At 59.1% G+C, this 21,006-nt stretch carries 24 protein-coding genes; 16 read left to right on the top strand and 8 right to left on the bottom strand.

All coding sequences use genetic code 11. The annotated features are described in order from the left end of the window. Nucleotides 1–135 precede the first annotated feature (135 nt). Both MA884_RS07130 and MA884_RS07125 read right to left on the bottom strand, forming a co-directional pair. Entirely contained in the window at nucleotides 136–1,356 is a 1,221-nt protein-coding gene (locus tag MA884_RS07130; protein ID WP_256229733.1) for a CaiB/BaiF CoA-transferase family protein, read from the bottom strand. A 12-nt stretch (nucleotides 1,357–1,368) separates the two neighbouring features. Next, a complete protein-coding gene (locus MA884_RS07125; protein WP_256229732.1) occupies nucleotides 1,369–2,550 on the bottom strand; it encodes an acyl-CoA dehydrogenase in 1,182 nt (393 codons plus the stop codon). A gap of 157 nt (nucleotides 2,551–2,707) precedes the next feature. Between MA884_RS07125 and MA884_RS07120 the strand changes: the two genes are divergently transcribed. The 10 genes from MA884_RS07120 to MA884_RS07075 all read left to right on the top strand — a co-directional run bounded on the left by MA884_RS07120 (nucleotide 2,708) and on the right by MA884_RS07075 (nucleotide 12,533). Further along, nucleotides 2,708–3,604, top strand: a complete 897-nt coding sequence (locus MA884_RS07120; protein WP_256229731.1) for a LysR family transcriptional regulator — start codon at nucleotides 2,708–2,710, stop codon at nucleotides 3,602–3,604. A gap of 434 nt (nucleotides 3,605–4,038) precedes the next feature. Then, nucleotides 4,039–5,160: a Re/Si-specific NAD(P)(+) transhydrogenase subunit alpha gene (locus tag MA884_RS07115; RefSeq protein WP_256229730.1), complete on the top strand. Its 1,122-nt coding sequence runs from the start codon at nucleotides 4,039–4,041 to the stop codon at nucleotides 5,158–5,160. Nucleotides 5,161–5,175: 15 nt separating this feature from the next. Continuing rightward, nucleotides 5,176–5,499, top strand: a complete 324-nt coding sequence (locus MA884_RS07110; protein WP_003187010.1) for an NAD(P) transhydrogenase subunit alpha — start codon at nucleotides 5,176–5,178, stop codon at nucleotides 5,497–5,499. Next, the gene (locus MA884_RS07105) at nucleotides 5,499–6,935 is read left to right on the top strand and encodes an NAD(P)(+) transhydrogenase (Re/Si-specific) subunit beta (RefSeq protein WP_256229729.1); all 1,437 of its coding nucleotides are present in this window, start codon (nucleotides 5,499–5,501) and stop codon (nucleotides 6,933–6,935) included. Before MA884_RS07110 ends, MA884_RS07105 begins: the two co-directional genes overlap by 1 nt. 199 nt (nucleotides 6,936–7,134) lie before the next feature. After that, a complete protein-coding gene (locus MA884_RS07100) occupies nucleotides 7,135–8,628 on the top strand; it encodes an acetyl-CoA hydrolase/transferase family protein (RefSeq protein ID WP_256229728.1) in 1,494 nt (497 codons plus the stop codon). A gap of 318 nt (nucleotides 8,629–8,946) precedes the next feature. Further along, nucleotides 8,947–9,162, top strand: coding sequence for a DUF1127 domain-containing protein (locus MA884_RS07095; RefSeq protein WP_256229727.1), 216 nt, complete (start codon nucleotides 8,947–8,949; stop codon nucleotides 9,160–9,162). 330 nt (nucleotides 9,163–9,492) lie between these two features. Next, entirely contained in the window at nucleotides 9,493–9,810 is a 318-nt protein-coding gene (locus MA884_RS07090; protein WP_256229726.1) for a DUF2388 domain-containing protein, read from the top strand. 109 nt (nucleotides 9,811–9,919) lie between these two features. Then, nucleotides 9,920–10,228 carry a DUF2388 domain-containing protein gene (locus MA884_RS07085; protein ID WP_256229725.1) on the top strand — a complete coding sequence of 103 codons (309 nt, stop codon included), beginning with the start codon at nucleotides 9,920–9,922 and terminating at the stop codon, nucleotides 10,226–10,228. Nucleotides 10,229–10,254: 26 nt separating this feature from the next. Next, on the top strand, nucleotides 10,255–10,575 hold the full coding sequence (locus MA884_RS07080) for a DUF2388 domain-containing protein (RefSeq protein WP_256229724.1): 321 nt from the start codon (nucleotides 10,255–10,257) through the stop codon (nucleotides 10,573–10,575). Continuing rightward, on the top strand, nucleotides 10,572–12,533 hold the full coding sequence (locus tag MA884_RS07075) for a DUF4105 domain-containing protein (RefSeq protein ID WP_256229723.1): 1,962 nt from the start codon (nucleotides 10,572–10,574) through the stop codon (nucleotides 12,531–12,533). The genes MA884_RS07080 and MA884_RS07075 overlap by 4 nt, the downstream gene beginning before the upstream one ends. Nucleotides 12,534–12,650: 117 nt before the next feature. Here the strand turns inward: MA884_RS07075 and trpA are convergent, their stop codons facing one another. After that, nucleotides 12,651–13,463 (bottom strand): tryptophan synthase subunit alpha, encoded by an 813-nt coding sequence (gene trpA / locus MA884_RS07070; protein WP_256229722.1) that lies wholly within the window; start codon nucleotides 13,461–13,463, stop codon nucleotides 12,651–12,653. Further along, complete coding sequence (gene trpB, locus MA884_RS07065; protein ID WP_256229721.1) at nucleotides 13,463–14,695, bottom strand: tryptophan synthase subunit beta; 1,233 nt, start codon at nucleotides 14,693–14,695, stop codon at nucleotides 13,463–13,465. The genes trpA and trpB overlap by 1 nt, the downstream gene beginning before the upstream one ends. A 112-nt stretch (nucleotides 14,696–14,807) precedes the next feature. On the opposite strand from trpB, the gene MA884_RS07060 reads away from it, so the two are divergent. Continuing rightward, nucleotides 14,808–15,725: a LysR family transcriptional regulator gene (locus MA884_RS07060; protein WP_256229720.1), complete on the top strand. Its 918-nt coding sequence runs from the start codon at nucleotides 14,808–14,810 to the stop codon at nucleotides 15,723–15,725. Here the strand turns inward: MA884_RS07060 and MA884_RS07055 are convergent. After that, on the bottom strand, nucleotides 15,698–16,024 hold the full coding sequence (locus tag MA884_RS07055; RefSeq protein WP_256229719.1) for a YqjD family protein: 327 nt from the start codon (nucleotides 16,022–16,024) through the stop codon (nucleotides 15,698–15,700). The two genes, MA884_RS07060 and MA884_RS07055, sit on opposite strands and share 28 nt — an antisense overlap. A gap of 153 nt (nucleotides 16,025–16,177) precedes the next feature. Here MA884_RS07055 and MA884_RS07050 point away from each other — a divergent pair, with 153 nt between their 5' ends. After that, the gene (locus MA884_RS07050) at nucleotides 16,178–16,393 is read left to right on the top strand and encodes a dodecin (protein WP_256229718.1); all 216 of its coding nucleotides are present in this window, start codon (nucleotides 16,178–16,180) and stop codon (nucleotides 16,391–16,393) included. Between the two features lie 116 nt (nucleotides 16,394–16,509). Beyond that, nucleotides 16,510–16,734, top strand: coding sequence for a DUF1161 domain-containing protein (locus MA884_RS07045; RefSeq protein WP_256229717.1), 225 nt, complete (start codon nucleotides 16,510–16,512; stop codon nucleotides 16,732–16,734). A gap of 55 nt (nucleotides 16,735–16,789) precedes the next feature. Here the strand turns inward: MA884_RS07045 and MA884_RS07040 are convergent, their stop codons facing one another. Continuing rightward, nucleotides 16,790–17,791, bottom strand: coding sequence for an LLM class flavin-dependent oxidoreductase (locus MA884_RS07040; RefSeq protein WP_256229716.1), 1,002 nt, complete (start codon nucleotides 17,789–17,791; stop codon nucleotides 16,790–16,792). Nucleotides 17,792–18,027: 236 nt separating this feature from the next. On the opposite strand from MA884_RS07040, the gene MA884_RS07035 reads away from it, so the two are divergent. After that, nucleotides 18,028–18,459 (top strand): OsmC family protein, encoded by a 432-nt coding sequence (locus MA884_RS07035; protein ID WP_256229715.1) that lies wholly within the window; start codon nucleotides 18,028–18,030, stop codon nucleotides 18,457–18,459. A 128-nt stretch (nucleotides 18,460–18,587) separates the two neighbouring features. Continuing rightward, nucleotides 18,588–18,821 (top strand): DUF1161 domain-containing protein, encoded by a 234-nt coding sequence (locus tag MA884_RS07030; protein WP_256229714.1) that lies wholly within the window; start codon nucleotides 18,588–18,590, stop codon nucleotides 18,819–18,821. 6 nt (nucleotides 18,822–18,827) lie between these two features. On the opposite strand, the gene MA884_RS07025 is transcribed toward MA884_RS07030, so the two are convergent. Both MA884_RS07025 and MA884_RS07020 read right to left on the bottom strand, forming a co-directional pair. Further along, on the bottom strand, nucleotides 18,828–19,253 hold the full coding sequence (locus MA884_RS07025) for a hypothetical protein (RefSeq protein ID WP_256229713.1): 426 nt from the start codon (nucleotides 19,251–19,253) through the stop codon (nucleotides 18,828–18,830). A gap of 41 nt (nucleotides 19,254–19,294) precedes the next feature. Next, a complete protein-coding gene (locus tag MA884_RS07020; protein WP_256229712.1) occupies nucleotides 19,295–19,708 on the bottom strand; it encodes a hypothetical protein in 414 nt (137 codons plus the stop codon). A 59-nt stretch (nucleotides 19,709–19,767) separates the two neighbouring features. Here MA884_RS07020 and MA884_RS07015 point away from each other — a divergent pair, with 59 nt between their 5' ends. Continuing rightward, nucleotides 19,768–20,859, top strand: a complete 1,092-nt coding sequence (locus MA884_RS07015; RefSeq protein WP_256229711.1) for an aminopeptidase — start codon at nucleotides 19,768–19,770, stop codon at nucleotides 20,857–20,859. Nucleotides 20,860–21,006: the final 147 nt, after the last annotated feature.

Below are 21,006 nucleotides of genomic sequence, written 5' to 3'. Positions count from 1 at the left end.
CGCCGGAAGTGGGGCGAATTATAGACGTCCAGAATTTGCCGTCAACCCTTAATTTCGTTTTTCTATCAATAAGTTGCAGGCATTCGAAAAAGCCATCGCGTCCCTCAAAAAGCTTCTTCTATATAGAAGAAAGAATCAGAGCACTCCAGCTTCCCTCAGACCCGCCACCATCACTTCATCCAATCCCAATACTCGCTGCAGGACATCCTGCGTGTGCTCCCCTAATAAAGGAGGCGCATGGCGATATTCCACCGGCGTCTCGGACAGTCGGATCGGGCTGGCAACCTGCGGCACTTTACCCGCCAGTGCGTGAGGCAACTCCATCGCCAGCCCACGCGCCTGGACCTGAGGATCGGCAAACACCTGGGCCAAATCGTTGATCGGCCCACAGGGCACACCAGCCTGCTCCAACTGAGCGACCCATTCGGCAGTGGTCTTGAAGACCGTCGCCTGGCGAATCAAAGGAATCAATACTGCACGGTTCGCCACCCGCAGTTTGTTTGTAACGAACCGGGGATCATCAGCCCACTGCGGCTGACCCGCGACCTCGGCGAATTTTCGGAACTGGCCGTCATTCCCCACGGTAAGAATGAAGTCACCGTCAGCCGTAGGAAAATCCTGATACGGCACTATGTTCGGATGAGCGTTGCCCAACCGCTTCGGCGCGTTGCCCGTAGTCAGGTAATTCATCGCCTGGTTCGCCAGGCAAGCCACTTGAACGTCCAGCAAGGCCATATCGATATGCTGCCCGCCGCCGACATGATCGCGGTGAGCCAGCGCCGCCAGGATGGCCACGGTCGAATAAACACCGGTCAAGATATCCGTCAGCGCAACCCCGACCTTCACCGGTCCCGCCCCCTCATCACCTTCAGGCCGGCCGGTGAGACTCATCAGCCCCCCCAACCCCTGGATCATGAAGTCATATCCGGCGCGCTTGGCGTAAGGACCGGTTTGGCCGAACCCCGTAATCGAGCAATAGATCAATTGTGGGTTGATCGCCCTCAGCGAGTCGTAGTCCAGGCCATAAGCCGCCAGCCCTCCCACCTTGAAGTTCTCAATCAGAATGTCGGACTTGGCCGCCAACTCCCGCACCAACCTTTGCCCCTCGGGGTGCGTGAAGTCGATGGTCACCGATTGCTTGTTGCGATTGGCCGACAAGTAATAGGCCGCCTCGGTCGTATTCTCGCCAGACACATCCTTCAGGAACGGCGGCCCCCAGGCGCGCGTATCGTCACCACCACCCGGCCGCTCGACCTTGATGACCTCAGCCCCCAGGTCCGCCAGGATCTGACCGGCCCACGGCCCGGCCAGCACCCTCGATAAATCCAGTACCCGCAGATGCGAAAGCGCGCCCATGCCGTCCTCCTATTAATAGAACGCTTGGATACCGGTTTGCGCACGCCCAAGGATCAGTGCATGAACGTCATGAGTACCTTCGTATGTGTTCACCACTTCCAGGTTGACGAGATGACGAGCGATGCCGAACTCATCGGAGATGCCATTACCGCCCAGCATGTCCCGCGCCATGCGAGCAATATCCAGGGACTTGCCACAGGAGTTGCGCTTCATGATCGATGTGATTTCAACCGCAGCCGTACCCTCATCTTTCATACGACCCAGACGCAGACATCCTTGTAAGGCGAGGGTGATTTCAGTCTGCATATCGGCCAGCTTTTTCTGGATCAACTGAGTGGCAGCCAAAGGACGACCAAACTGCTGCCGATCCAGGGTGTACTGGCGCGCGGTGTGCCAGCAGAATTCGGCGGCACCCAAGGCCCCCCAGGAGATGCCATAGCGCGCCGAGTTCAGGCAAGTAAACGGACCCTTCAGGCCACGCACATCCGGGAAAATGTTTTCTTCTGGAACGAAGACGTTATCCATGACGATCTCGCCAGTGATCGAAGCTCGCAGACCGACCTTGCCGTGAATCGCCGGGGCACTCAGACCCTTCCAGCCTTTTTCGAGAACAAAGCCACGGATGTCCCCAGCGTCGTCCTTGCCCCAAACGACAAATACGTCGGCGATCGGACTGTTGGTGATCCACATCTTGCTGCCCGTCAGGCTGTAGCCGCCATCCACCTTGCGTGCACGGGTAATCATCGCTCCCGGGTCAGAACCGTGGTTCGGCTCTGTCAGACCAAAGCAACCGATCCACTCGCCGGAGGCCAGCTTTGGCAGGTACTTCTGCTTCTGAGCCTCGGTGCCGAACTCATTGATCGGCACCATGACCAGCGAAGACTGCACGCTCATCATCGAGCGATAACCTGAATCAACGCGCTCCACTTCACGGGCGATCAAGCCATAGCTGACGTAGTTCAGTCCGCTGCCGCCGTACTGCTCAGGAATGGTGGCGCCCAGTAGACCGACCTCGCCCATTTCACGAAAAATCGCCGGGTCGGTTTTTTCATGACGGAACGCTTCCAACACCCGCGGCGCGAGCTTCTGTTGGGCGAACTGCTCGGCAGTGTCGCGAATCATGCGTTCTTCTTCGGTGAGTTGCTGGTCCAACAACAATGGATCAATCCAGTTGAAACTCGCTTTACCGGCCATGAATGAGCCCTCGCCAATCAGATTAAAAATCGTGGGTTGATCCTAGGTGCGCTTTCCTATCAGAGCAAACGAGGATTACGCACGCTCTTGTGCTAATTTCTCACTCCGTAAACGCCTGGAACCCCGTTTCCCACCCTGACGAGTGAGGTTGACGTACATGCGCAGAAAAATCCCAAGCACCGCCGCCCTGATCAGCTTCGAGGCCGCCGCACGTCATGAGAGCTTCACCAAGGCCGCACAGGAGCTTTCCCTCACGCAGGGTGCTATTTGCCGACAGATCGCCAGCCTGGAGGACTTCCTCAGTGTGGAGTTGTTCCGACGTTCACGGCGAGGAGTCAAACTGACAGAGGCCGGACTTTCCTACAGCCGCCGAGTGGCCACTCAACTGGACGCCGTCGAGCGCGATACTCTTTCAGTGATGGGGCATACCGGCGCCAATGTGATCGAGCTGGCTGTAGTTCCGACGTTTGGCACTCAATGGCTATTACCGCGCCTCAAGGACTTCCAGCAACAGCATCCAGAAGTCACGGTCAACCTGACCAATCGCACGCGGCCCTTTCTCTTTGCGGATACGGATTTCGACGCCGCCATCTATTTCGGCGATGCGGACTGGTCTGGTACCGAATCCCACAAGCTGATGGGGGAAAATCCGATGCCCGTGTGCAGCCCCACCTTACTGGGTAACCGGACCAGTCTGACACCGCAAGCCATCGCCGAACTGCCCCTACTCCAACAAACCACTCGCCCGTATGCCTGGCGCCAGTGGTTCAACTCACAAAACCTCAATATCGCGCGAGACCTGACAGGCCCGCGTTATGAACTATTCTCCATGCTTGCCCAAGCGGCCATGCACGACATGGGAGTCGCCTTGATTCCACCCTTCTTGATCCAGCGCGAGCTGGCAGAGAAACGACTGGTGGTTGCCAATCGAAACGCCTTATCGAGCATCAAGGCCTACTACTTGATGATCCCCGAACGAAAGGTCGAATCGGCGTCTCTGCGGGCTTTTCGCGACTGGCTGGTAAAACAGGCTGCTGGTTATAGCCTTGATTAATAAGGAAAAGGTGTATATCCGACTCCGGTAGTAAGCTAATCAAAAGCGCTACAGATATAAATTTATGTCGCATACAGTCAATCTGTTATGAAATCAGCACGGTAGTCTCACAACCGTTCAAATACGTGGCTTTGAGCCACGTTACACCGCTCATTAGGGTTCATTCACGTCGCCAATGGAAAATTCGTCAATTTTGGCCTGAAGCCCTGAAAAGCCCAGCCTGTAAGGGATATCTACCGATAGTTGCGACATTCGGTCACAGGATGACTTGTAGTTAATTTTCCGTCACCCGTCATAATCCCTTGAAGGGCTGAATTTTCGCCTGCAAAATGCCGCGCCCCGCCTGATTTGGCGGGATCGTGCTGATCGGCCGCCCCAGCCGCACCATCCGAAGTGCCTGGGTTTACTCAATAAGATCACGCAGGAGATTTGACGTGCACATTGGTGTTCCTCTCGAAACCCAGACGGGTGAAACGCGGGTTGCTGCAACCCCGGAAACCATCAAGAAGCTGATCGGCCAAGGCCATAAGGTCACTGTTCAAAGCGGTGCCGGCATCAAGGCAAGCGTTATCGACAGTGCCTATGAAGCAGCGGGCGCCACCATTGGCAGCGCCAGTGATGCGTTCGGGGCCGAGCTGATCCTCAAGGTGGTCGCCCCCAGCGACAGCGAACTGACGCTGATCAAGACCGGCACCGTTCTGGTGGGCATGCTCAATCCGTTCCACAACGAAACCATCGCCAAGCTGGCCGAACGCGGCATTACCGCTTTCGCCCTTGAGGCTGCGCCACGTACCTCCCGCGCCCAGAGCCTGGATGTGCTGTCGTCTCAGGCGAACATTGCCGGCTACAAATCCGTACTGCTGGCTGCCCACTACTACCCACGCTTCATGCCGATGCTGATGACCGCCGCGGGTACCGTAAAAGCAGCGCGAGTGCTGATTCTCGGTGCTGGCGTGGCCGGGTTGCAGGCGATTGCCACGGCCAAGCGCCTGGGCGCTGTGATCGAGGCGTCGGATGTGCGGCCGGCAGTGAAGGAGCAAATTGAATCCCTCGGCGCCAAGTTCGTCGACGTACCTTACGAAACCGATGAAGAGCGTGAATGCGCCGTCGGTGTCGGTGGTTATGCCCGCCCCATGCCCGCCAGCTGGATGCAGCGCCAGGCCCAGGCCGTGCACGAACGCGCCAAACAGGCTGACATCGTTATCACCACTGCGTTGATTCCGGGCCGCAAGGCGCCGACCCTGCTGAGTGCCGAAACCGTCGCACAGATGAAACCCGGCTCGGTGGTCATTGACCTGGCGGCGGCCCAAGGCGGCAATTGCCCGCTGACCGTGGCTGACCAGGTGGTTGTCGAGAACGGCGTGACCATTGTCGGCCCGACCAACCTGGCCGGCGAAGTCGCGGCCGACGCTTCGGCGCTGTACGCCCGTAACCTGCTGGACTTCCTGAAGCTGGTCTTCACCAAGGAAGGTCAGTTCGACGTGAACCTGGAAGACGACATCGTCGCCGCGTGCCTGATGTGCCGCGACGGCCAGGTCATCCGTAAAAACGCCTAAGCAGGGATTCAGACAATGGAAGAGCTTATCTCCCCCGGTATCTACAACCTGATCATCTTTGTGCTGGCGATTTATGTCGGTTACCACGTGGTCTGGAACGTAACACCCGCGCTGCACACACCACTGATGGCGGTGACCAATGCCATTTCGGCGATCGTGATCGTCGGCGCCATGCTTGCCGCCGCACTGACCGTAACCCCGCTGGGCAAGACCATGGGCACCCTCGCCGTGGCCCTGGCGGCAGTGAACGTGTTCGGCGGCTTCCTGGTGACGCGCCGCATGCTTGAGATGTTCAAGAAAAAAGCCCCGAAAGCCGTAAAAGAAGAGGCGCCCAAGTAATGAGCATGAATCTGGTAACGACGCTCTACCTGATCGCGTCTGTCTGCTTCATCCAGGCCCTCAAGGGCCTGTCGCACCCGACCACGTCTCGCCGAGGAAACCTGTTCGGCATGCTCGGCATGGCGCTGGCAGTGCTTACCACCGTGGGCCTCATCTATAAGCTGGGCGCTGAGCTAGCGACAGCCGGCATCGGCTACGTCATCGTCGGCCTGCTGGTCGGCGGTACCGCCGGCTCGATCATGGCCAAGCGCGTCGAGATGACCAAGATGCCAGAGCTGGTGGCGTTCATGCACAGCATGATCGGCCTGGCTGCGGTGTTCATCGCTATTGCAGCAGTGGTCGAGCCACAGTCCCTGGGCATCGTCCAGCAGTTGGGCGATGCGATTCCGGCCGGTAACCGTCTGGAGCTGTTCCTCGGCGCCGCCATCGGTGCAATCACCTTCTCCGGCTCGGTGATCGCATTCGGCAAGCTGTCGGGCAAGTACAAGTTTCGCTTGTTTCAAGGCGCCCCCGTACAGTTTGGTGGTCAGCACAAACTCAACCTGATCCTGGGCCTTGCAACACTGGGCCTGGGCCTGATGTTCATGTTCACCGGCAACCTCGGCGCATTCGCCTTGATGCTGGCCCTGGCGTTCGTGCTGGGCGTGCTGATCATCATCCCGATCGGTGGCGCGGACATGCCGGTGGTGGTGTCGATGCTCAACAGCTATTCCGGCTGGGCGGCGGCCGGGATCGGCTTCTCGCTGAACAACTCGATGCTGATCATCGCGGGTTCGTTGGTAGGTTCCAGCGGTGCGATTCTGTCGTACATCATGTGCAAGGCGATGAACCGTTCGTTCTTCAACGTGCTGCTCGGCGGGTTCGGCAATACGCCGGACGCGGCAGGCCCGGCAGGCTCGAAAGAAGCCCGGCCGGTAAAATCCGGTTCGGCGGACGACGCCACCTTCCTGCTGACCAACGCCGACACCGTGATCATTGTTCCAGGCTACGGCCTCGCGGTGGCCCGCGCGCAGCACGCATTGAAAGAACTGACCGAGAAGCTGACCCACCACGGCGTGACCGTTAAATACGCGATCCACCCGGTGGCCGGTCGCATGCCCGGACACATGAACGTGCTGCTGGCCGAGGCCGAAGTGCCTTACGACCAGGTGTTCGAAATGGAAGACATCAACTCCGAGTTCGGTCAGGCCGACGTGGTGCTGGTGCTGGGCGCCAACGACGTGGTCAACCCGGCGGCGAAGAACGATCCGAAGTCGCCGATTGCCGGCATGCCGATTCTCGAAGCGTTCAAAGCCAAGACCATCATCGTCAACAAGCGCTCGATGGCCAGCGGCTATGCCGGTCTGGACAACGAGCTGTTCTACCTCGACAAGACCATGATGGTGTTCGGTGACGCCAAAAAGGTCATCGAAGACATGGTCAAAGCCGTGGAATAGCCGTCACCGTTTTGCCACTGACGCCCCGACTTGTCGGGGCGTTTTGATTTGTATCAAGGCCGAACGTTACCGATCCGGTAATAATGTTTTGCCTGAAACCCCCGTAATAGAGGCCTCAAATGCGACCTTTGTAGCGGGTCGGGCACAGCGCGAATTCACTAGACTGCGCATCTTGCTTTCCTGCCCGAGATATCAACCTATGTACCGTGACCGCATCCGCCTGCCTTCGTTATTGAATAAAGTGATGAGTGCTGCCGAAGCCGCCTTGTTGATTCAGGACGGCATGACCGTCGGCATGAGCGGCTTTACCCGCGCCGGTGAAGCGAAAGCGGTGCCCCACGCGCTGGCTGAGCGCGCCAAGGTCACACCACTGAAAATCAGCCTGATGACCGGTGCGAGCCTGGGCAACGACCTCGACAAGGAACTCACCGAAGCCGGCGTACTGGCGCGGCGCATGCCGTTCCAGGTCGACAGCACGCTGCGCAAGGCGATCAACGCAGGCGAGGTGATGTTCATCGACCAGCACCTGTCGGAAACTGTCGAGCAATTGCGCAACGCCCAGCTCAAGTTGCCGGACATTGCCGTGATCGAAGCCGTGGCGATTACCGAGCAAGGCCATATCGTGCCCACCACCTCGGTGGGCAACTCGGCCAGCTTCGCTATTTTCGCCAGGCAGGTCATTGTTGAAATCAACCTGGCCCATAACCCTGATCTGGAAGGGTTGCATGACATCTATATTCCGACCTATCGCCCGACCCGCACGCCGATTCCCTTGGTGAAGGTCGACGACCGTATCGGCAGCACCGCCATCCCGATACCGCCGGAAAAAATTGCCGCCATTGTCATCACCCATCAGCCGGATTCGCCTTCGACAGTCATGCCGCCGGACAGCGACACCCAGGCGATTGCCGATCATTTGATCGGCTTCTTCAAACAGGAAGTCGCCGCCGGGCGCATGACCAATAAACTCGGTCCGTTGCAGGCCGGTATCGGCAACATCGCCAATGCCGTGATGTGCGGGCTGATCGACTCCCCATTCGAAGACCTGACCATGTATTCCGAAGTCCTGCAGGACTCCACATTCGACCTCATCGACGCCGGCAAACTGAGCTTCGCCTCTGGCAGCTCCATTACGCTGTCGGGCCGGCGCAATGCCGACGTATTCGGCAATCTGGCGAAGTACAAGGACAAGCTGGTCCTGCGTCCACAGGAGATTTCCAACCACCCCGAGGTAGTACGCCGCCTGGGCATCATCGCCATCAATACGGCGCTGGAGTTCGACCTCTACGGCAACGTCAACTCCACCCATGTCTGCGGCACGCGGATGATGAATGGGATTGGTGGCTCAGGGGACTTTGCCCGGAATGCGCATCTGGCGATTTTCGTCACCAAGTCGATTGCCAAGGGCGGCGCGATTTCCAGTGTCGTGCCGATGGTCAGCCATGTGGACCACACTGAACACGATGTCGACATCCTGGTGACCGAGATCGGTCTGGCCGACCTGCGAGGCCTGGCGCCAAGGGAACGGGCGCGGGTGGTCATCGACAATTGCGTGCATCCGTCCTATCGCCAGGCACTGAATGAGTATTTTGAAGCGGCGTGCGCCCTGGGTGGACACACACCGCATATCCTGCGCGATGCACTGAGTTGGCACCTGAACCTGGAAGAGACCGGGCGGATGCTGGCGGTTTAATACAGCTGGATCATCCTGGTAGCAAATACAGTTTTCGTGATCCGCGAATTTCGACCCGCAACAAACGAAAACTGTACTACTGTACCTGTTCTTTCCTACAGTAAATCCCTACAAATCTCAGCCTACTCAGCAAAAACGCACTATATAAGTGCGGACAGGTACAGTTGCCTCAATATCGACCAGTACACCCCCGTTTAACAGTTAACTGGTCTCTCACATTACAGGTGAACTGTATCTAGAGAGACTGGCCAAACGAGAGGATCATGGGCACCAGTTAAACCACTACCTAATCCCGCCATAAGCGGAAGGATGTCAACCATGGAACGTACACTCAGTTCCGAGCTGTTCTTCGAAGACAAAGCTGAAAAAAACCAGGCTTCCCTGCCTCTTCGCGTTGTCGCTAACCTGATGTTGTGGCAGCGCCGCATCGCCAGCCGCCACCAACTGGCTCGTCTGGATGCCCGCCTGCTGGCAGACGCCGGTATCAGCGAAGCACAACGCTACGAAGAGCTGAGCAAGCCGTTCTGGCGCTAACTCAGCGTCGCTGGCTCTGACCCACCGGGTCCACCGCCAGCACTGAATTGAACAAACAAGACCCGTCGCGGGAAACTGCGACGGGTCTTGTCGTTTCAGAGCCCTGATTTTGGCAAAAACAACACGACCGCACAGTTCAAGATAATCTAAAAACAACCGGTACAGTTGTATCCGGCAGTTATAGAAACATTAGAAATAGCCAATGACCCAAGCTGTCATCCACCTCGTTCTGACCTAATATCGAAACGAACGTGGCGAAGCGGGTCGAGCATGCGTCTTCTCTTCCAGCTACACGCACCAGCACCACTTCATTATCCAAGGAGTTTCATCATGATCAGTCTTCGTCTGCTCAGCGCCGCCGCCCTGCTGGCCGTAGCCGCCCACTCCAATGCCAGTAGTTTTATTGTCACCACCGACTCCCTTGTGGGTGCACTCAAGGCCACATCCGACGCCACATCCGACCTTACGTCGTCGTTTCGAGACAACAAGATCGTCCTGGCCGCCCGTGACGACGCTGCCAGCTTCGTCGCCAGCAACGGCGCCATCCGCGGTGTGAAGCTGGAAAGCGCTCTGGATTACATCCGTCAGCAGGCGCCGCAGTTGAACGCCAGCGACGCGCAGTTGGCCCAAGCCATCCTGGTGATCTGATTTGCAAACATGAAACATCGGGCCGCCAATGGTGTTCCGATGTTTCAGCGCTGGCTCTGGCGCAGTGGTTTGCGCTAGCCTTCGGACTCACCATCAACAGTCGAGTCCCATGCGTTTCTACTCAGATCTGTCCATCGCTTTTTTCTTCAGCGCTTTATGCTGGTCCGTTCCGGCCCATGCCTTCGACGTCTCCACCCAGCAAGTCGTGATCAGCGGCTATGCCACGAGCATGGTGACCTCCGCGCCCTTCGACCATAAACTGATCGCTGCCGCCCACGATGATGCCGCGGCATTCGTTGCCAGCGACGGGCAGTTGCGAGGCGCGCGACTGGAGTCGGCCCTGGATTATCTACACCGGACCCAACCAAAACTTCACATCAGCGACCTTGAACTGGCACAGGCAATTCTCGTCCAATAGTTATCTTTATTCTTCGGAGTCGTTCCATGCGTAGCCCGCTGATTGCTGCCGCCCTAGGCCTGCTGGTGTTGGCCGATGTGGCCCAGGCACAAACCCTGGTAGCCACCAGTAACATCGTCGTTCGCGCTTCCCAGCGCACGATCGATTTCACTTCCGACACCACTACATCCATCCGTGATTCGAAAATCGTCCGTGAAGCCCATGACGACGCGGCCAGTTTCGTCGCCAGTAACGGTGAGATACGTGGCGCTCATCTCGAGGCCGCCTTCGACACCTTGCGCACCCGCGTACCGGAAGCCCGCGACGCCAGTGATCAGGTTCTCGCCGAAGCCATCCTCGCATTGTGAGACCGTTCGCCGTCTGGCTGACGGCCGGGGTCGTGCTGCTCTTGGGCAGCACCGCCCAGGCCGGCTTGCAACTGCACCTTAACGACGAAGGACTGACCCCGGCGCAACAACAGGCCAGCCAGGCGCTGCTCGATGAAGCGATGCAGGCCCTGCCGCCGCGATTCATCGAACAGCTGGACCGACGCATTGATGTGGGCTGGACCGACCGGATGCCCGCCAACGCCTACGGCCAGGCCTCGCTGGTGTCGCAGCTGGACCTCAATCGCAACCTGCTCGACAGCCTCACCGACGGCAGTGCCGCCACGCAAAAGACCCATCGCCCCCACGGCACCGTGCGGCGGGAAATGCTCGCCACGGTCCTGCATGAACTGACCCACATTTATGATCGCTCGCGTTTATGGCCGAAAGCCGAACGCGTGCTGATCCAGCGTTGCACCCGACGCACCAGCAGCGCCGGGCTGATCGGCCTTCCCGATGAATGCCGGGGCGAGAACGACCGCCGCTTCACCCTCAGCGATGATCCCCGCCTGCTGGACCTCGCCGGCTGGCCGCAATACGTCGGTCGTCGTGGGGAACGGGAACAGCATAATCGCCAGATCGCCCGCAGCCCGGACATCTACGAGACGAGCAGCCCCAAGGAGTTCGTCGCGGTCAACATGGAGTACTTTCTCCTGGACCCGAGCTACGCCTGCCGACGGCCGGCACTGTATCGCTATTATCAGGAACACTTCGGTTGGGCTCCCGCCGCCAAGAATACCTGCGCCCAGTCATTCGCGTTCCTCAACGCCGGCAATGACTTTGCCAAGACCCCACTGGGCAAGGTTGACCCAGAGCGGGTCTACGCCATCGATTATCTCTTGGCCGAAGCCAACCAGAACTGGGTCAGCCGCTGGGGCCACAGCATGTTGCGGCTGGTGATCTGCGCGCCGGACCGCCCCCGTGGGCCGGATTGCCGACTGGATCTGGATCAACACCTGGTGCTGTCCTACCGCGCCTTCGTTGGCGATGTGCAGTTGTCGAGCTGGGACGGCCTGGTGGGCAAATACCCGTCGCGCCTGTTCGTCCTGCCGCTGGCCCAGGTCATCGATGAATACACCAAGACCGAACTGCGCAGCCTGGCCTCGGTACCGCTGAACCTGTCACGGTCCGAGATCGAGGCAACCGTCGAGCGCGCCGCCGAAATGCACTGGAGCTACGACGGCAACTATTACTTCCTGTCCAATAACTGCGCGGTGGAAAACCTGAAGTTGCTGCGCAGCGGCAGCAATAACGCACAGCTCCAGGGCCTGGACAGCATTCTGCCCAACGGTTTGCTGGAAGTGCTCAAGGGACGGGGCCTGGCCGATACCAGCGTGCTCGATGATCCCAAGGAAGCCCTGCGCCTGGGCTACCGTTTTGACTCGTTCCGCGAGCGCTATCAGGCCATGTTCGAGGTGCTGAAGAAACACCTGCCCATCAAGCAACAAACAGTGGAAGACTGGCTGGCCCTGAGCGCCGCAGAACGCCGACCATGGTTTGAGCAAGCCGACCTGCGCACCAGCGCGGCGTTGCTACTGCTGGAACAGGCCAGCTATCGCCGGCAGTTGCTTCTGGCCCAGGATGAGGTCAAACAGCGCTACCTCGGTGCCCGGGAGTTGCAGAACGGAGGCATGGAAAGGGCCAACGCGACGCTGCAACAGATCCTCGCCAACAGCGGTTTCCTGAGCCGTCCTGCCGAGTTGCTGGGCAGCAGCGGTTACGGGCTGCCGCAGCCCAGCGAATGGCAGCGACTGGAATCCGAAAGCAGCTTGCGTCAGAAACAGCTTCAAACACTGACCGGGGATTTGGATAAGGAAGTCAGGGCCTTGCTGGAGCCAAGCCGTGCGGCGGAAATTACCGCGAGTGAGGACAACGTCAAAAGGATCGGCGAGCATTTGCGCAAGTTGCACAAAGCGGGCGGCGGGTTGGAGTTGCCCTGACAAGCACTCGCCACAAAGGCCAGGCCTCAGCAATCAGCCGTCGATCTTTTCACGCAACGAAAAGGGGGTTCAGAACCGAGTTCTGAACCCCCTTTTTTTGCAGGCCGAATCAGGAAATCAACTGACCCGCGCCTTACGCACCCCATCAGCCAACGCGGCGCAATGGCTCAACACCCCATCGATCGCCTGCTCCGGCGTCTCAGCACTGGCGATATGGTCGATCAGCGCCGAGCCGACCACCACCCCGTCGGCCAACCGTGCGATGGCCGCGGCTTGCTCCGGGGTACGAATGCCAAAACCAATGCTGATCGGCAGATCGGTATGACGACGCAGGCGCGCCACGGCTTCTTCCACATGTTCCAGCGTCGCGGCACCGGCGCCGGTCACGCCGGCCACCGAGACGTAATACACAAAGCCGGAACTGCCGTTGAGCACGGTCGGCAAACGCACGTCATCGGTGGTCGGCGTGGTCAGGCGAATGAAGTCCAGACCGGCGGCCTGGGCTGGTTCGCACAGTTCGCCGTTGTGCTCGGGCGGCATGTCCACCACGATCAACCCGTCCACGCCAGAGTCCAGCGCTTCGCCAATGAAACGCTGCACGCCATAGCGATGGATCGGATTGAAGTAGCCCATCAGCACCAGCGGCGTCTCGGTATTGTCTTTGCGGAACTCGCGAACCATCTGCAGGGTTTTCGCCAGGTTCTGCTGTGCGCCCAAGGCGCGGATGTTCGCCAACTGGATCGCCGGGCCGTCGGCCATCGGATCGGTGAACGGCATGCCCAACTCAATCACGTCAGCACCGGCCGCCGGCAGGCCCTTGAGGATCGCCAGCGAGGTGTCGTAGTTCGGGTCGCCAGCGGTAACGAAAGTCACCAGAGCGGCGCGGTTCTGTTCCTTGAGTTCGGCAAAACGGGTTTGCAGGCGGCTCATCAGTGTTTCTCCTGCTGGGACTGTTCCATGTGGTGCATGACGGTTTGCATGTCTTTGTCGCCACGGCCGGACAGGTTGACCACCATCAAGTGATCCTTGGGCAGGTTCGGGGCGCGCTTGAACACTTCAGCCAGGGCGTGGGCACTTTCCAGGGCAGGAATAATTCCCTCCAGGCGACAGCATTTGTGAAAGGCTTCCAGGGCTTCGGCGTCGGTGATCGAGGTGTACTGGACACGGCCAATGTCGTGCAACCAGGCGTGTTCAGGGCCAATACCCGGGTAATCGAGGCCCGCGGAAATCGAATGGGCATCGATGATCTGGCCGTCGTCGTCCTGCAACAGGAAGGTGCGGTTGCCGTGCAATACACCCGGGACGCCGCCGTTCAGGCTCGCCGCATGCTTGCCGGTCTCGATACCGTAGCCGGCGGCTTCAACGCCGATGATTTCCACGCTCTTGTCGTCCAGGAACGGGTGGAACAGGCCCATGGCGTTGGAACCCCCGCCGATGCACGCGACCAGGCTATCGGGCAGGCGGCCTTCCTGGGCTTGCAACTGATCGCGGGTTTCCTTGCCAATCACGGCCTGGAAGTCGCGGACCATGGCCGGGTACGGGTGCGGGCCGGCCACGGTGCCGATCAGGTAGAACGTGCTGTCAACGTTGGTCACCCAGTCGCGCAGCGCCTCGTTCATCGCATCCTTGAGGGTGCCGGTGCCGGCGACCACCGGGATGACTTCGGCGCCGAGCAGCTTCATCCGAAACACGTTGGCCTGTTGGCGCTCAATGTCGGTGGTGCCCATGTAGATCACACAATCCAGACCGAAACGTGCCGCCACCGTGGCCGTGGCTACGCCGTGCATGCCGGCGCCGGTCTCGGCGATGATGCGTTTCTTGCCCATGCGCCGCGCCAGCAGGATCTGACCGATGCAGTTGTTGATCTTGTGCGCGCCAGTGTGGTTCAGCTCTTCACGCTTGAGGTAGATCTTGGCGCCGCCGCAAAATTCTGTCAGCCGTTCGGCAAAGTACAGCGGGCTCGGACGTCCGACGTAGTCACGCTGGAAGTAGGCCAATTCCTCAATGAACGCAGGATCTTCCTTCGCCGCTTCGTATTCGCGGGCCAGATCAAGAATCAGCGGCATCAGGGTTTCGGCCACATAGCGGCCGCCGAACGCACCGAACAGACCGTTGGCGTCCGGGCCACTGCGCAGGTTGAAAGGGGTTGTAGGCTGGGTCATCGGGCGCTCCGGGCGAATGCGTAGAAAGACAATGAGGTTCACTCTACCCCTGACATCCCGCGCTGAAAACCGATAAGATCGCCGCAACCTGTCAGGAAAACTCACAGATAAAATGAGCCATGACCTTCCCCCGCTCAACGCCTTGCGCGCCTTTGAAGCCACTGCCCGCCTGAATAGCGTGAGCCAGGCGGCCGAACAGCTACATGTCACCCACGGTGCGGTTAGCCGACAGTTGAAGGTGCTGGAAGAACACTTGGGCGTCAGCCTGTTCATCAAGGACGGACGCGGCCTGAAACTCACAGATGCGGGCATGCGTCTAAGAGACGTCAGCGCCGAGGCATTCGAGCGGTTACGCACCGTCTGTGCGCAGCTGACGCAAAGCACAGCGGATGCACCGTTCGTACTGGGCTGCTCGGGAAGTCTGCTGGCGCGCTGGTTCATTCCTCGACTGGGCCGGCTCAACGCCGACCTGCCGGATTTGCGCTTGCATCTTTCCGCTGGCGAAGGCGACCTGGACCCCAGGCGACCAGGGCTTGACGCGTTGCTGGTATTCGCCGAACCGCCGTGGCCGGCAGACATGCAGGTCTATGAACTGGTCAGCGAGCGGATCGGCCCGGTCATGAGCCCCCATTACGCCGGTTTCGCCCGGCTGCAAAACGCCCCGCCGAGTACAATTCTGGGCGAGGCGCTGCTGCATACCACCTCTCGTCCCCAGGCGTGGCCCACCTGGGCACGGCAAAACGCCCTTGACCCCAAGGCGTTGAAGTTCGGGCAGGGTTTCGAGCATTTGTATTACTTGCTGGAGGCCGCCGTGGCGGGGCTAGGCGTGGCCATCGCACCCGAGCCGCTGGTCGCCGAGGATGTGCGCGCCGGTCGCCTGGTCGCGCCGTGGGGCTTTGACGAAACCCCGGCGCGACTGGCGCTGTGGCTACCCAAGCGCGCCGCGGACGGGCGCGCTCGGCAATTGGCGCAATGGCTCAGGCATGAGCTGAACCCACCGGCTCAGTCGCCGCGCCTGCACAGCAAATAAGCCGCCAACAAACCCAGCGCCCCGACCGCGACGCCAGCGGTGGTCCAGGGATGCTCTTGAGCGTAATCACGGGTGGCGATTCCGGTTTCACGGGTTTTTACCTTGACCTCTTCATACGCGTCGCTCAGCAGATGCCGGGAATGCTTCAGCGCGTTTTCGGCGTTTGCCTTGAGCGACTTGAGGGTCTTACGCGACTCGTCCGAAGCGTCGTCCTTCAGGCTTTCCAAGGACTTGAGCAGACTCTCGATCTCCGCTTCCATGCTTTGCAACGAGGCTTTACGTAAAGAATTACTGGCCATGGTGGCTATCTCCTGCAGTGGTTGAGTGCGTGTGAATTGGGACTGCGGCCGTTTCTGAAAGTGCAGTAAATCTGAACTTTCATCGGGTTAACGGCGACACACGTAAGGCGAAAATTCGCTGCTAGGCTGTTAAAGACAACCAAGGAGAACGTCATGAGTGATCATCACACGTATAAAAAGGTCGAGCTGGTCGGCTCCTCTCCCACCAGCATCGAAGATGCCATCAACAATGCACTGGCCGAAGCCAGCAAAAGCATCAAGCACCTGGAGTGGTTCGAAGTCACGGAAACCCGCGGGCACATCGAAAACGGTCGGGCCGCGCACTTTCAGGTGACCATTAAAGTCGGCTTCCGGATTGCTAATAGCTGAGAGGCTGTGAACTTGCACGCTGGCGGAGTGCCATAGGGAATGGCGATGCGCTATCTGGCAAGCGCGTCATGCCTGTTCGATCCCTGCCCTATTGATCCGACCAAGGAGTGCGAGCGATGAAGAAGTTAATGGTTGCCCTGGGTTTGCTGAGCCTTGCGGGTACTGCGTTTGCCGCCGGCAAGCCATGCGAGGAGCTGAAAAGCGAGATCGCAGCGAAAATTGATGCCAAAGGCGCATCGGGTTATACGCTGGAAATTGTCGACAAAGGTACGGCCACTGACGGTGAAATCGTCGGCTCCTGTGAGGGTGGCACGAAGGAAATCGTCTACAGGAAGGGCTGATACTTTCTGGAACGTCAAAGCCGACGCAAGCGTCGGCTTTTTTTATGCACCTGACTCAGTCTTTCATGACTTGGGCCAGCAACTCATACGAGCGCAGGCGATCAGCGTGTTCATACAGATCACTGGTGAAGATCAATTCATCGGCTTGGGTCTGCTCGATCAGTACTTCGAGCTTGGCCCTGATTTTCTGCGGACCGCCGACCATCGCCAGGCCCAGGAAATCGCCAACCGCTTCTTTCTCATGGGGCAACCACAAGCCGTTCATGGTTTCCACAGGCGGGCGCTGCACCAGGCTCTGGCCGCGCATCAGGGCCAGGATTCGCTGATACACCGAGGTCGCCAGGTAATCAGCCTGTTCGTCCGTGTCGGCTGCCACCAAAGGCACGCCGAGCATCACGTAAGGCTTGTCGAGCACCGCCGACGGCTTGAAGTGGTTGCGATAAATACGGATCGCCTCATGCATGAAGCGCGGTGCGAAATGGGAAGCGAAGGCGTAGGGCAAGCCGCGCTCGCCGGCCAGTTGCGCACTGAACAGGCTCGAGCCCAGCAGCCAGACCGGCACGTGGGTCCCGGTGCCGGGCATGGCGATGATGCGTTGATCGGGGGTACGTGGGCCGAGGTAGCGCATCAGTTCGGCCACGTCTTCAGGGAAATCGTCCGCGCTGCCGGAGCGCTCGCGACGTAACGCCCGGGCAGTCATCTGATCGGAACCGGGCGCGCGCCCCAGCCCAAGATCAATACGGCCAGGATAGAGGCTTTCGAGCGTGCCGAACTGTTCGGCGATGATCAACGGTGCGTGATTGGGCAGCATTACGCCGCCGGAGCCGACGCGAATGGTCGAAGTGCCTCCCGCCAGATAGCCCAGCAGTACCGCCGTCGCGGAACTGGCGATGCCATCCATGTTGTGGTGCTCGGCTACCCAGAAGCGGGTGTAGCCGTATTTTTCCACGTGCTGCGCCAGGTCCAGCGAGTTGCGCAAGGACTGGGCAGCGTTGCCATCAGCACGCACAGGCACGAGGTCGAGGGTCGAGAATTTCACTTCGGACAGCTGTTTCATGGGCCGGCATCTCCAACGGCATGAGGGGCTTTTCCTACGGGCAAAAGCCTGCCGTTTCTATAGGTGTGTTCCATGCAATGTGGGCATATACCCGAGTTTCAATAGCTACCACGAAATTTCCTACTAAATCGGTCGGCTAATCGACAGGATGAACTTTATCCGGCGGTCTATCCTCACAACCCTGACAACGAAAAACACCAGGCGCGAATCTCGCGCCGGATATTGAGGAGGCAGACATGGCTATCATCAAGAAAGCATCAGCTCATTGGGAAGGTGACCTGAAAACCGGTATCGGCTCCATCTCCACGGAAACCGGCGTGCTGCGCGAAGCACCCTATGGCTTCAAGGCGCGCTTCGAAGGCGGCAAGGGCACCAACCCGGAAGAACTGATCGGCGCGGCCCATGCGGGCTGCTTCTCCATGGCGTTTTCGATGATCCTTGGCGATGCAGGGCTTAAAGCCGAGAGTATCGATACCAACGCGGACGTAACCCTGGATCAGGTCGAGGGCGGCTTTGCCATCACCGCAGTGAAGCTGACGCTTAAAGCGAAGATCCCCGGCGCCAGCCAGGAACAATTCGAAGAGCTGAGCAACAAGGCCAAGGAAGGTTGCCCGGTTTCCAAAGTGCTGAACGCCAAAATTACCCTGGACGCCACGCTGGTGAGCTGATGCGATACCCCTCACAGCCTTCGCTGCGGCTGAAGGCTGTGATCTGTTTACCCTGCAGCAATTGTGGTCGAATGCACACCTGCAGTTTCAGCGCACAGGCAGTGCGCGCTGCCATGAGGAATTCGAGCATGAAAAGACTTGCCCTGGCGGTCATCAGTTGCACGTTGGCCACATCGGCCCTCGCGGCGCCCAAACCCTGCGAAGAGTTGAAAGCGGAAATCGAAACGAAGATCCAGGCGAATAACGTGCCTTCCTACACATTGGAAATCGTGACCAATGATGAAGTGCATGACGAAAATATGGTCGTGGGCAGTTGCGAAAACGGCACCAAAAAGATCATCTACCAGAAGAACGACAGCTGAACAGTCCTACGGAACGCAATTGACCTGCCGTTCTTCGGCCACTATTTCACGCTTGGCGTTATAGAGTCGGGCACTGGGAGTAAACGCCAGATTGCGACCCTCCAGGCGATAACGCTGGCCAGCCTCGAAATGGTCGTAACGCACGAGCATGTAGCACAACCGCTCCTGCGGCTCGGCTTGCATACCCATCCCACCACCGCCAGGCACCTCAAAGTCGAAACGCACTTTCAGTTCATGGCTGCCCGGTGAAACCTGGAAGAACCGTCCATCCTGCAGTCGTTGGCCATCCAGGCTTTCAGCCATCAGCAGCTTGCCGCCCGGCATGGGCGTGGCGAAATCGATCCAGGCCATGTTTGGATCAACCTTGGGCGGCGGGCTGGTTGCACAGCCGCTCATGGAGACAAAAGCCAATAGCAATATAGGTAGGCGCATGCTGGAGATTTCCTGAGGTCAGATCCTGAGCATAGCGCCGATCAGCTTTGCTGACAGCCTGCTGGCGTGCCTTGGCCGACCACTTTTCGCTGTTGATCATAGAGCTTGGCCCATGGCCGGAAACCGATATTGCCGGCCTGCAACTGGTAACGCTGGCCGGCGTTGAAACCCTTGAATGTCACGTTCAACCGGCAATCGCGCCACAGCGGCTCGGCATCGGGGCCGATGTTGCCGGGCTCGACAGCAAATTGATAACGCACCGTCAGCTCATGGCTGCCGGGCTGCACTTCGAAATAACGTCGGTCGATGGATGTCTTGTCATCGACTTCCAGCGCCTGCAACGCCGTGTCCTGATGGCTTCCCAGGTCGATCCACGCTTGCGACGGATCGGGATCAGGCAAACCGGCGCAACCGGTTAGCAGCAACAGGCCACTCGTCAGCATCAACACGCGCATAGCGAAGCTCCAGGCAGGCGGGATAGTCTTGTGGGCAGACTTTCCCAGGGTGATACCAATTGATCAGGCCGCATCCAAGCCATCGGTTACTCGACCGTGTTTTCCGGATTTTGTTTCCAGGCCTCCTGCTTTTGTTACTCAACGGTTGTGCAAGCGTTGGCTATTACGGCCAACTCGCCAGCGGGCAACTGCGACTGCTACAGGCCCGCGAGCCGATCGACCAGGTGATTGCCGATCCCGCTCGCGATCCCACATTGCGGGCTCATCTGGCCCACGCGCGCGCGGCACGAACGTTTGCCAGTGCGCACCTGCACCTGCCGGACAACAACAGCTACCGTCTGTATGCGGACATTGGCCGGCCGTTCGTAGTCTGGAATGTCTTCGCCACGCCAGAATTTTCCCTGGCACCGCAAAACCACTGCTTTCCCATCGCCGGTTGCGTGGCTTATCGCGGCTACTACAACCAGGGCGCCGCCCGTGGCGAGGCGGCGCTGCAACGCTTGCGGGGCATGGATGTGGCAATTGGCGGCGTAGAGGCTTACTCGACGTTGGGCTGGTTCAACGACCCGATCCTGAGTTCGATGATGCACTGGGGCGACGAACGCCTGGCGACGCTGATCTTTCACGAACTGGCCCACCAGCGCGTCTACGTAAAGGACGACACCGAATTCAACGAGTCCTTCGCCACCTTCGTCGAACAGCAAGGCACCCGGCAATGGCGCGCCAGCCGCGGGCTGGCGCCGGACAATGGCAAACGAATGCGCCAGCGCGATGAGTTCATCCAGTTGATCCTCGACACGCGCCAGCGATTGGAACAGCTCTACACCCAACCCTTGCCGGCCGAACAGATGCGCCAGCGCAAGGCCCAGGAGTTCGAGCGCCTGCGCGCTGATTATCAGCAACTGCGCGATACCCGATGGGCAGGCGACAAACGCTACGACGCCTGGATCTATGCGCCACTGAATAATGCGCGGCTATTGCCGTTCGGGCTATATGACCAGTGGGTGCCGGCGTTCGCGGCGCTGTTCCAGCAGAAGGGCGGCGATTGGCTTGCGTTTTATGCCGCAGTGGAAAAGCTCGGCAGCTTGCCAATTGATGAGCGCAAAGCGGCACTGAAAGCGCTGGCAGGATCAAAGACTTCCGGCGATTGAACGGGCCTCATCGCGAGCAAGCTTTGCTCCCACAGAGCAGTGCTCTGAGTTTTGCTCCCACAGAGCAGTACCCTGAGTTTTGCTCCCACAGAGCAGTACCCTGAGTTTTGCTCCCACAGAGCAGTACCCTGAGTTTTGCTCCCACAG

It is taken from the genome of Pseudomonas sp. Q11 (genome assembly GCF_024494355.1).
GTDB lineage: Bacteria > Pseudomonadota > Gammaproteobacteria > Pseudomonadales > Pseudomonadaceae > Aquipseudomonas > Aquipseudomonas hefeiensis.
This window is presented reverse-complemented; position numbering and strand designations above follow the sequence as displayed.

Bases quoted from the DNA above. Each gene is read 5' to 3' on its own strand.
- MA884_RS07130 (WP_256229733.1), bottom strand. From the start codon at position 1,356: ATGGGCGCGCTTTCGCATCTGCGGGTACTGGATTTATCGAGGGTGCTG.
- MA884_RS07125 (WP_256229732.1), bottom strand. From the start codon at position 2,550: ATGGCCGGTAAAGCGAGTTTCAACTGGATTGATCCATTGTTGTTGGAC.
- MA884_RS07120 (WP_256229731.1), top strand. From the start codon at position 2,708: ATGCGCAGAAAAATCCCAAGCACCGCCGCCCTGATCAGCTTCGAGGCC.
- MA884_RS07110 (WP_003187010.1), top strand. From the start codon at position 5,176: ATGGAAGAGCTTATCTCCCCCGGTATCTACAACCTGATCATCTTTGTG.
- MA884_RS07105 (WP_256229729.1), top strand. From the start codon at position 5,499: ATGAGCATGAATCTGGTAACGACGCTCTACCTGATCGCGTCTGTCTGC.
- MA884_RS07100 (WP_256229728.1), top strand. From the start codon at position 7,135: ATGTACCGTGACCGCATCCGCCTGCCTTCGTTATTGAATAAAGTGATG.
- MA884_RS07095 (WP_256229727.1), top strand. From the start codon at position 8,947: ATGGAACGTACACTCAGTTCCGAGCTGTTCTTCGAAGACAAAGCTGAA.
- MA884_RS07090 (WP_256229726.1), top strand. From the start codon at position 9,493: ATGATCAGTCTTCGTCTGCTCAGCGCCGCCGCCCTGCTGGCCGTAGCC.
- MA884_RS07085 (WP_256229725.1), top strand. From the start codon at position 9,920: ATGCGTTTCTACTCAGATCTGTCCATCGCTTTTTTCTTCAGCGCTTTA.
- MA884_RS07080 (WP_256229724.1), top strand. From the start codon at position 10,255: ATGCGTAGCCCGCTGATTGCTGCCGCCCTAGGCCTGCTGGTGTTGGCC.
- trpA (WP_256229722.1), bottom strand. From the start codon at position 13,463: ATGAGCCGCCTGCAAACCCGTTTTGCCGAACTCAAGGAACAGAACCGC.
- trpB (WP_256229721.1), bottom strand. From the start codon at position 14,695: ATGACCCAGCCTACAACCCCTTTCAACCTGCGCAGTGGCCCGGACGCC.
- MA884_RS07060 (WP_256229720.1), top strand. From the start codon at position 14,808: ATGAGCCATGACCTTCCCCCGCTCAACGCCTTGCGCGCCTTTGAAGCC.
- MA884_RS07055 (WP_256229719.1), bottom strand. From the start codon at position 16,024: ATGGCCAGTAATTCTTTACGTAAAGCCTCGTTGCAAAGCATGGAAGCG.
- MA884_RS07050 (WP_256229718.1), top strand. From the start codon at position 16,178: ATGAGTGATCATCACACGTATAAAAAGGTCGAGCTGGTCGGCTCCTCT.
- MA884_RS07045 (WP_256229717.1), top strand. From the start codon at position 16,510: ATGAAGAAGTTAATGGTTGCCCTGGGTTTGCTGAGCCTTGCGGGTACT.
- MA884_RS07040 (WP_256229716.1), bottom strand. From the start codon at position 17,791: ATGAAACAGCTGTCCGAAGTGAAATTCTCGACCCTCGACCTCGTGCCT.
- MA884_RS07035 (WP_256229715.1), top strand. From the start codon at position 18,028: ATGGCTATCATCAAGAAAGCATCAGCTCATTGGGAAGGTGACCTGAAA.
- MA884_RS07030 (WP_256229714.1), top strand. From the start codon at position 18,588: ATGAAAAGACTTGCCCTGGCGGTCATCAGTTGCACGTTGGCCACATCG.
- MA884_RS07025 (WP_256229713.1), bottom strand. From the start codon at position 19,253: ATGCGCCTACCTATATTGCTATTGGCTTTTGTCTCCATGAGCGGCTGT.
- MA884_RS07020 (WP_256229712.1), bottom strand. From the start codon at position 19,708: ATGCGCGTGTTGATGCTGACGAGTGGCCTGTTGCTGCTAACCGGTTGC.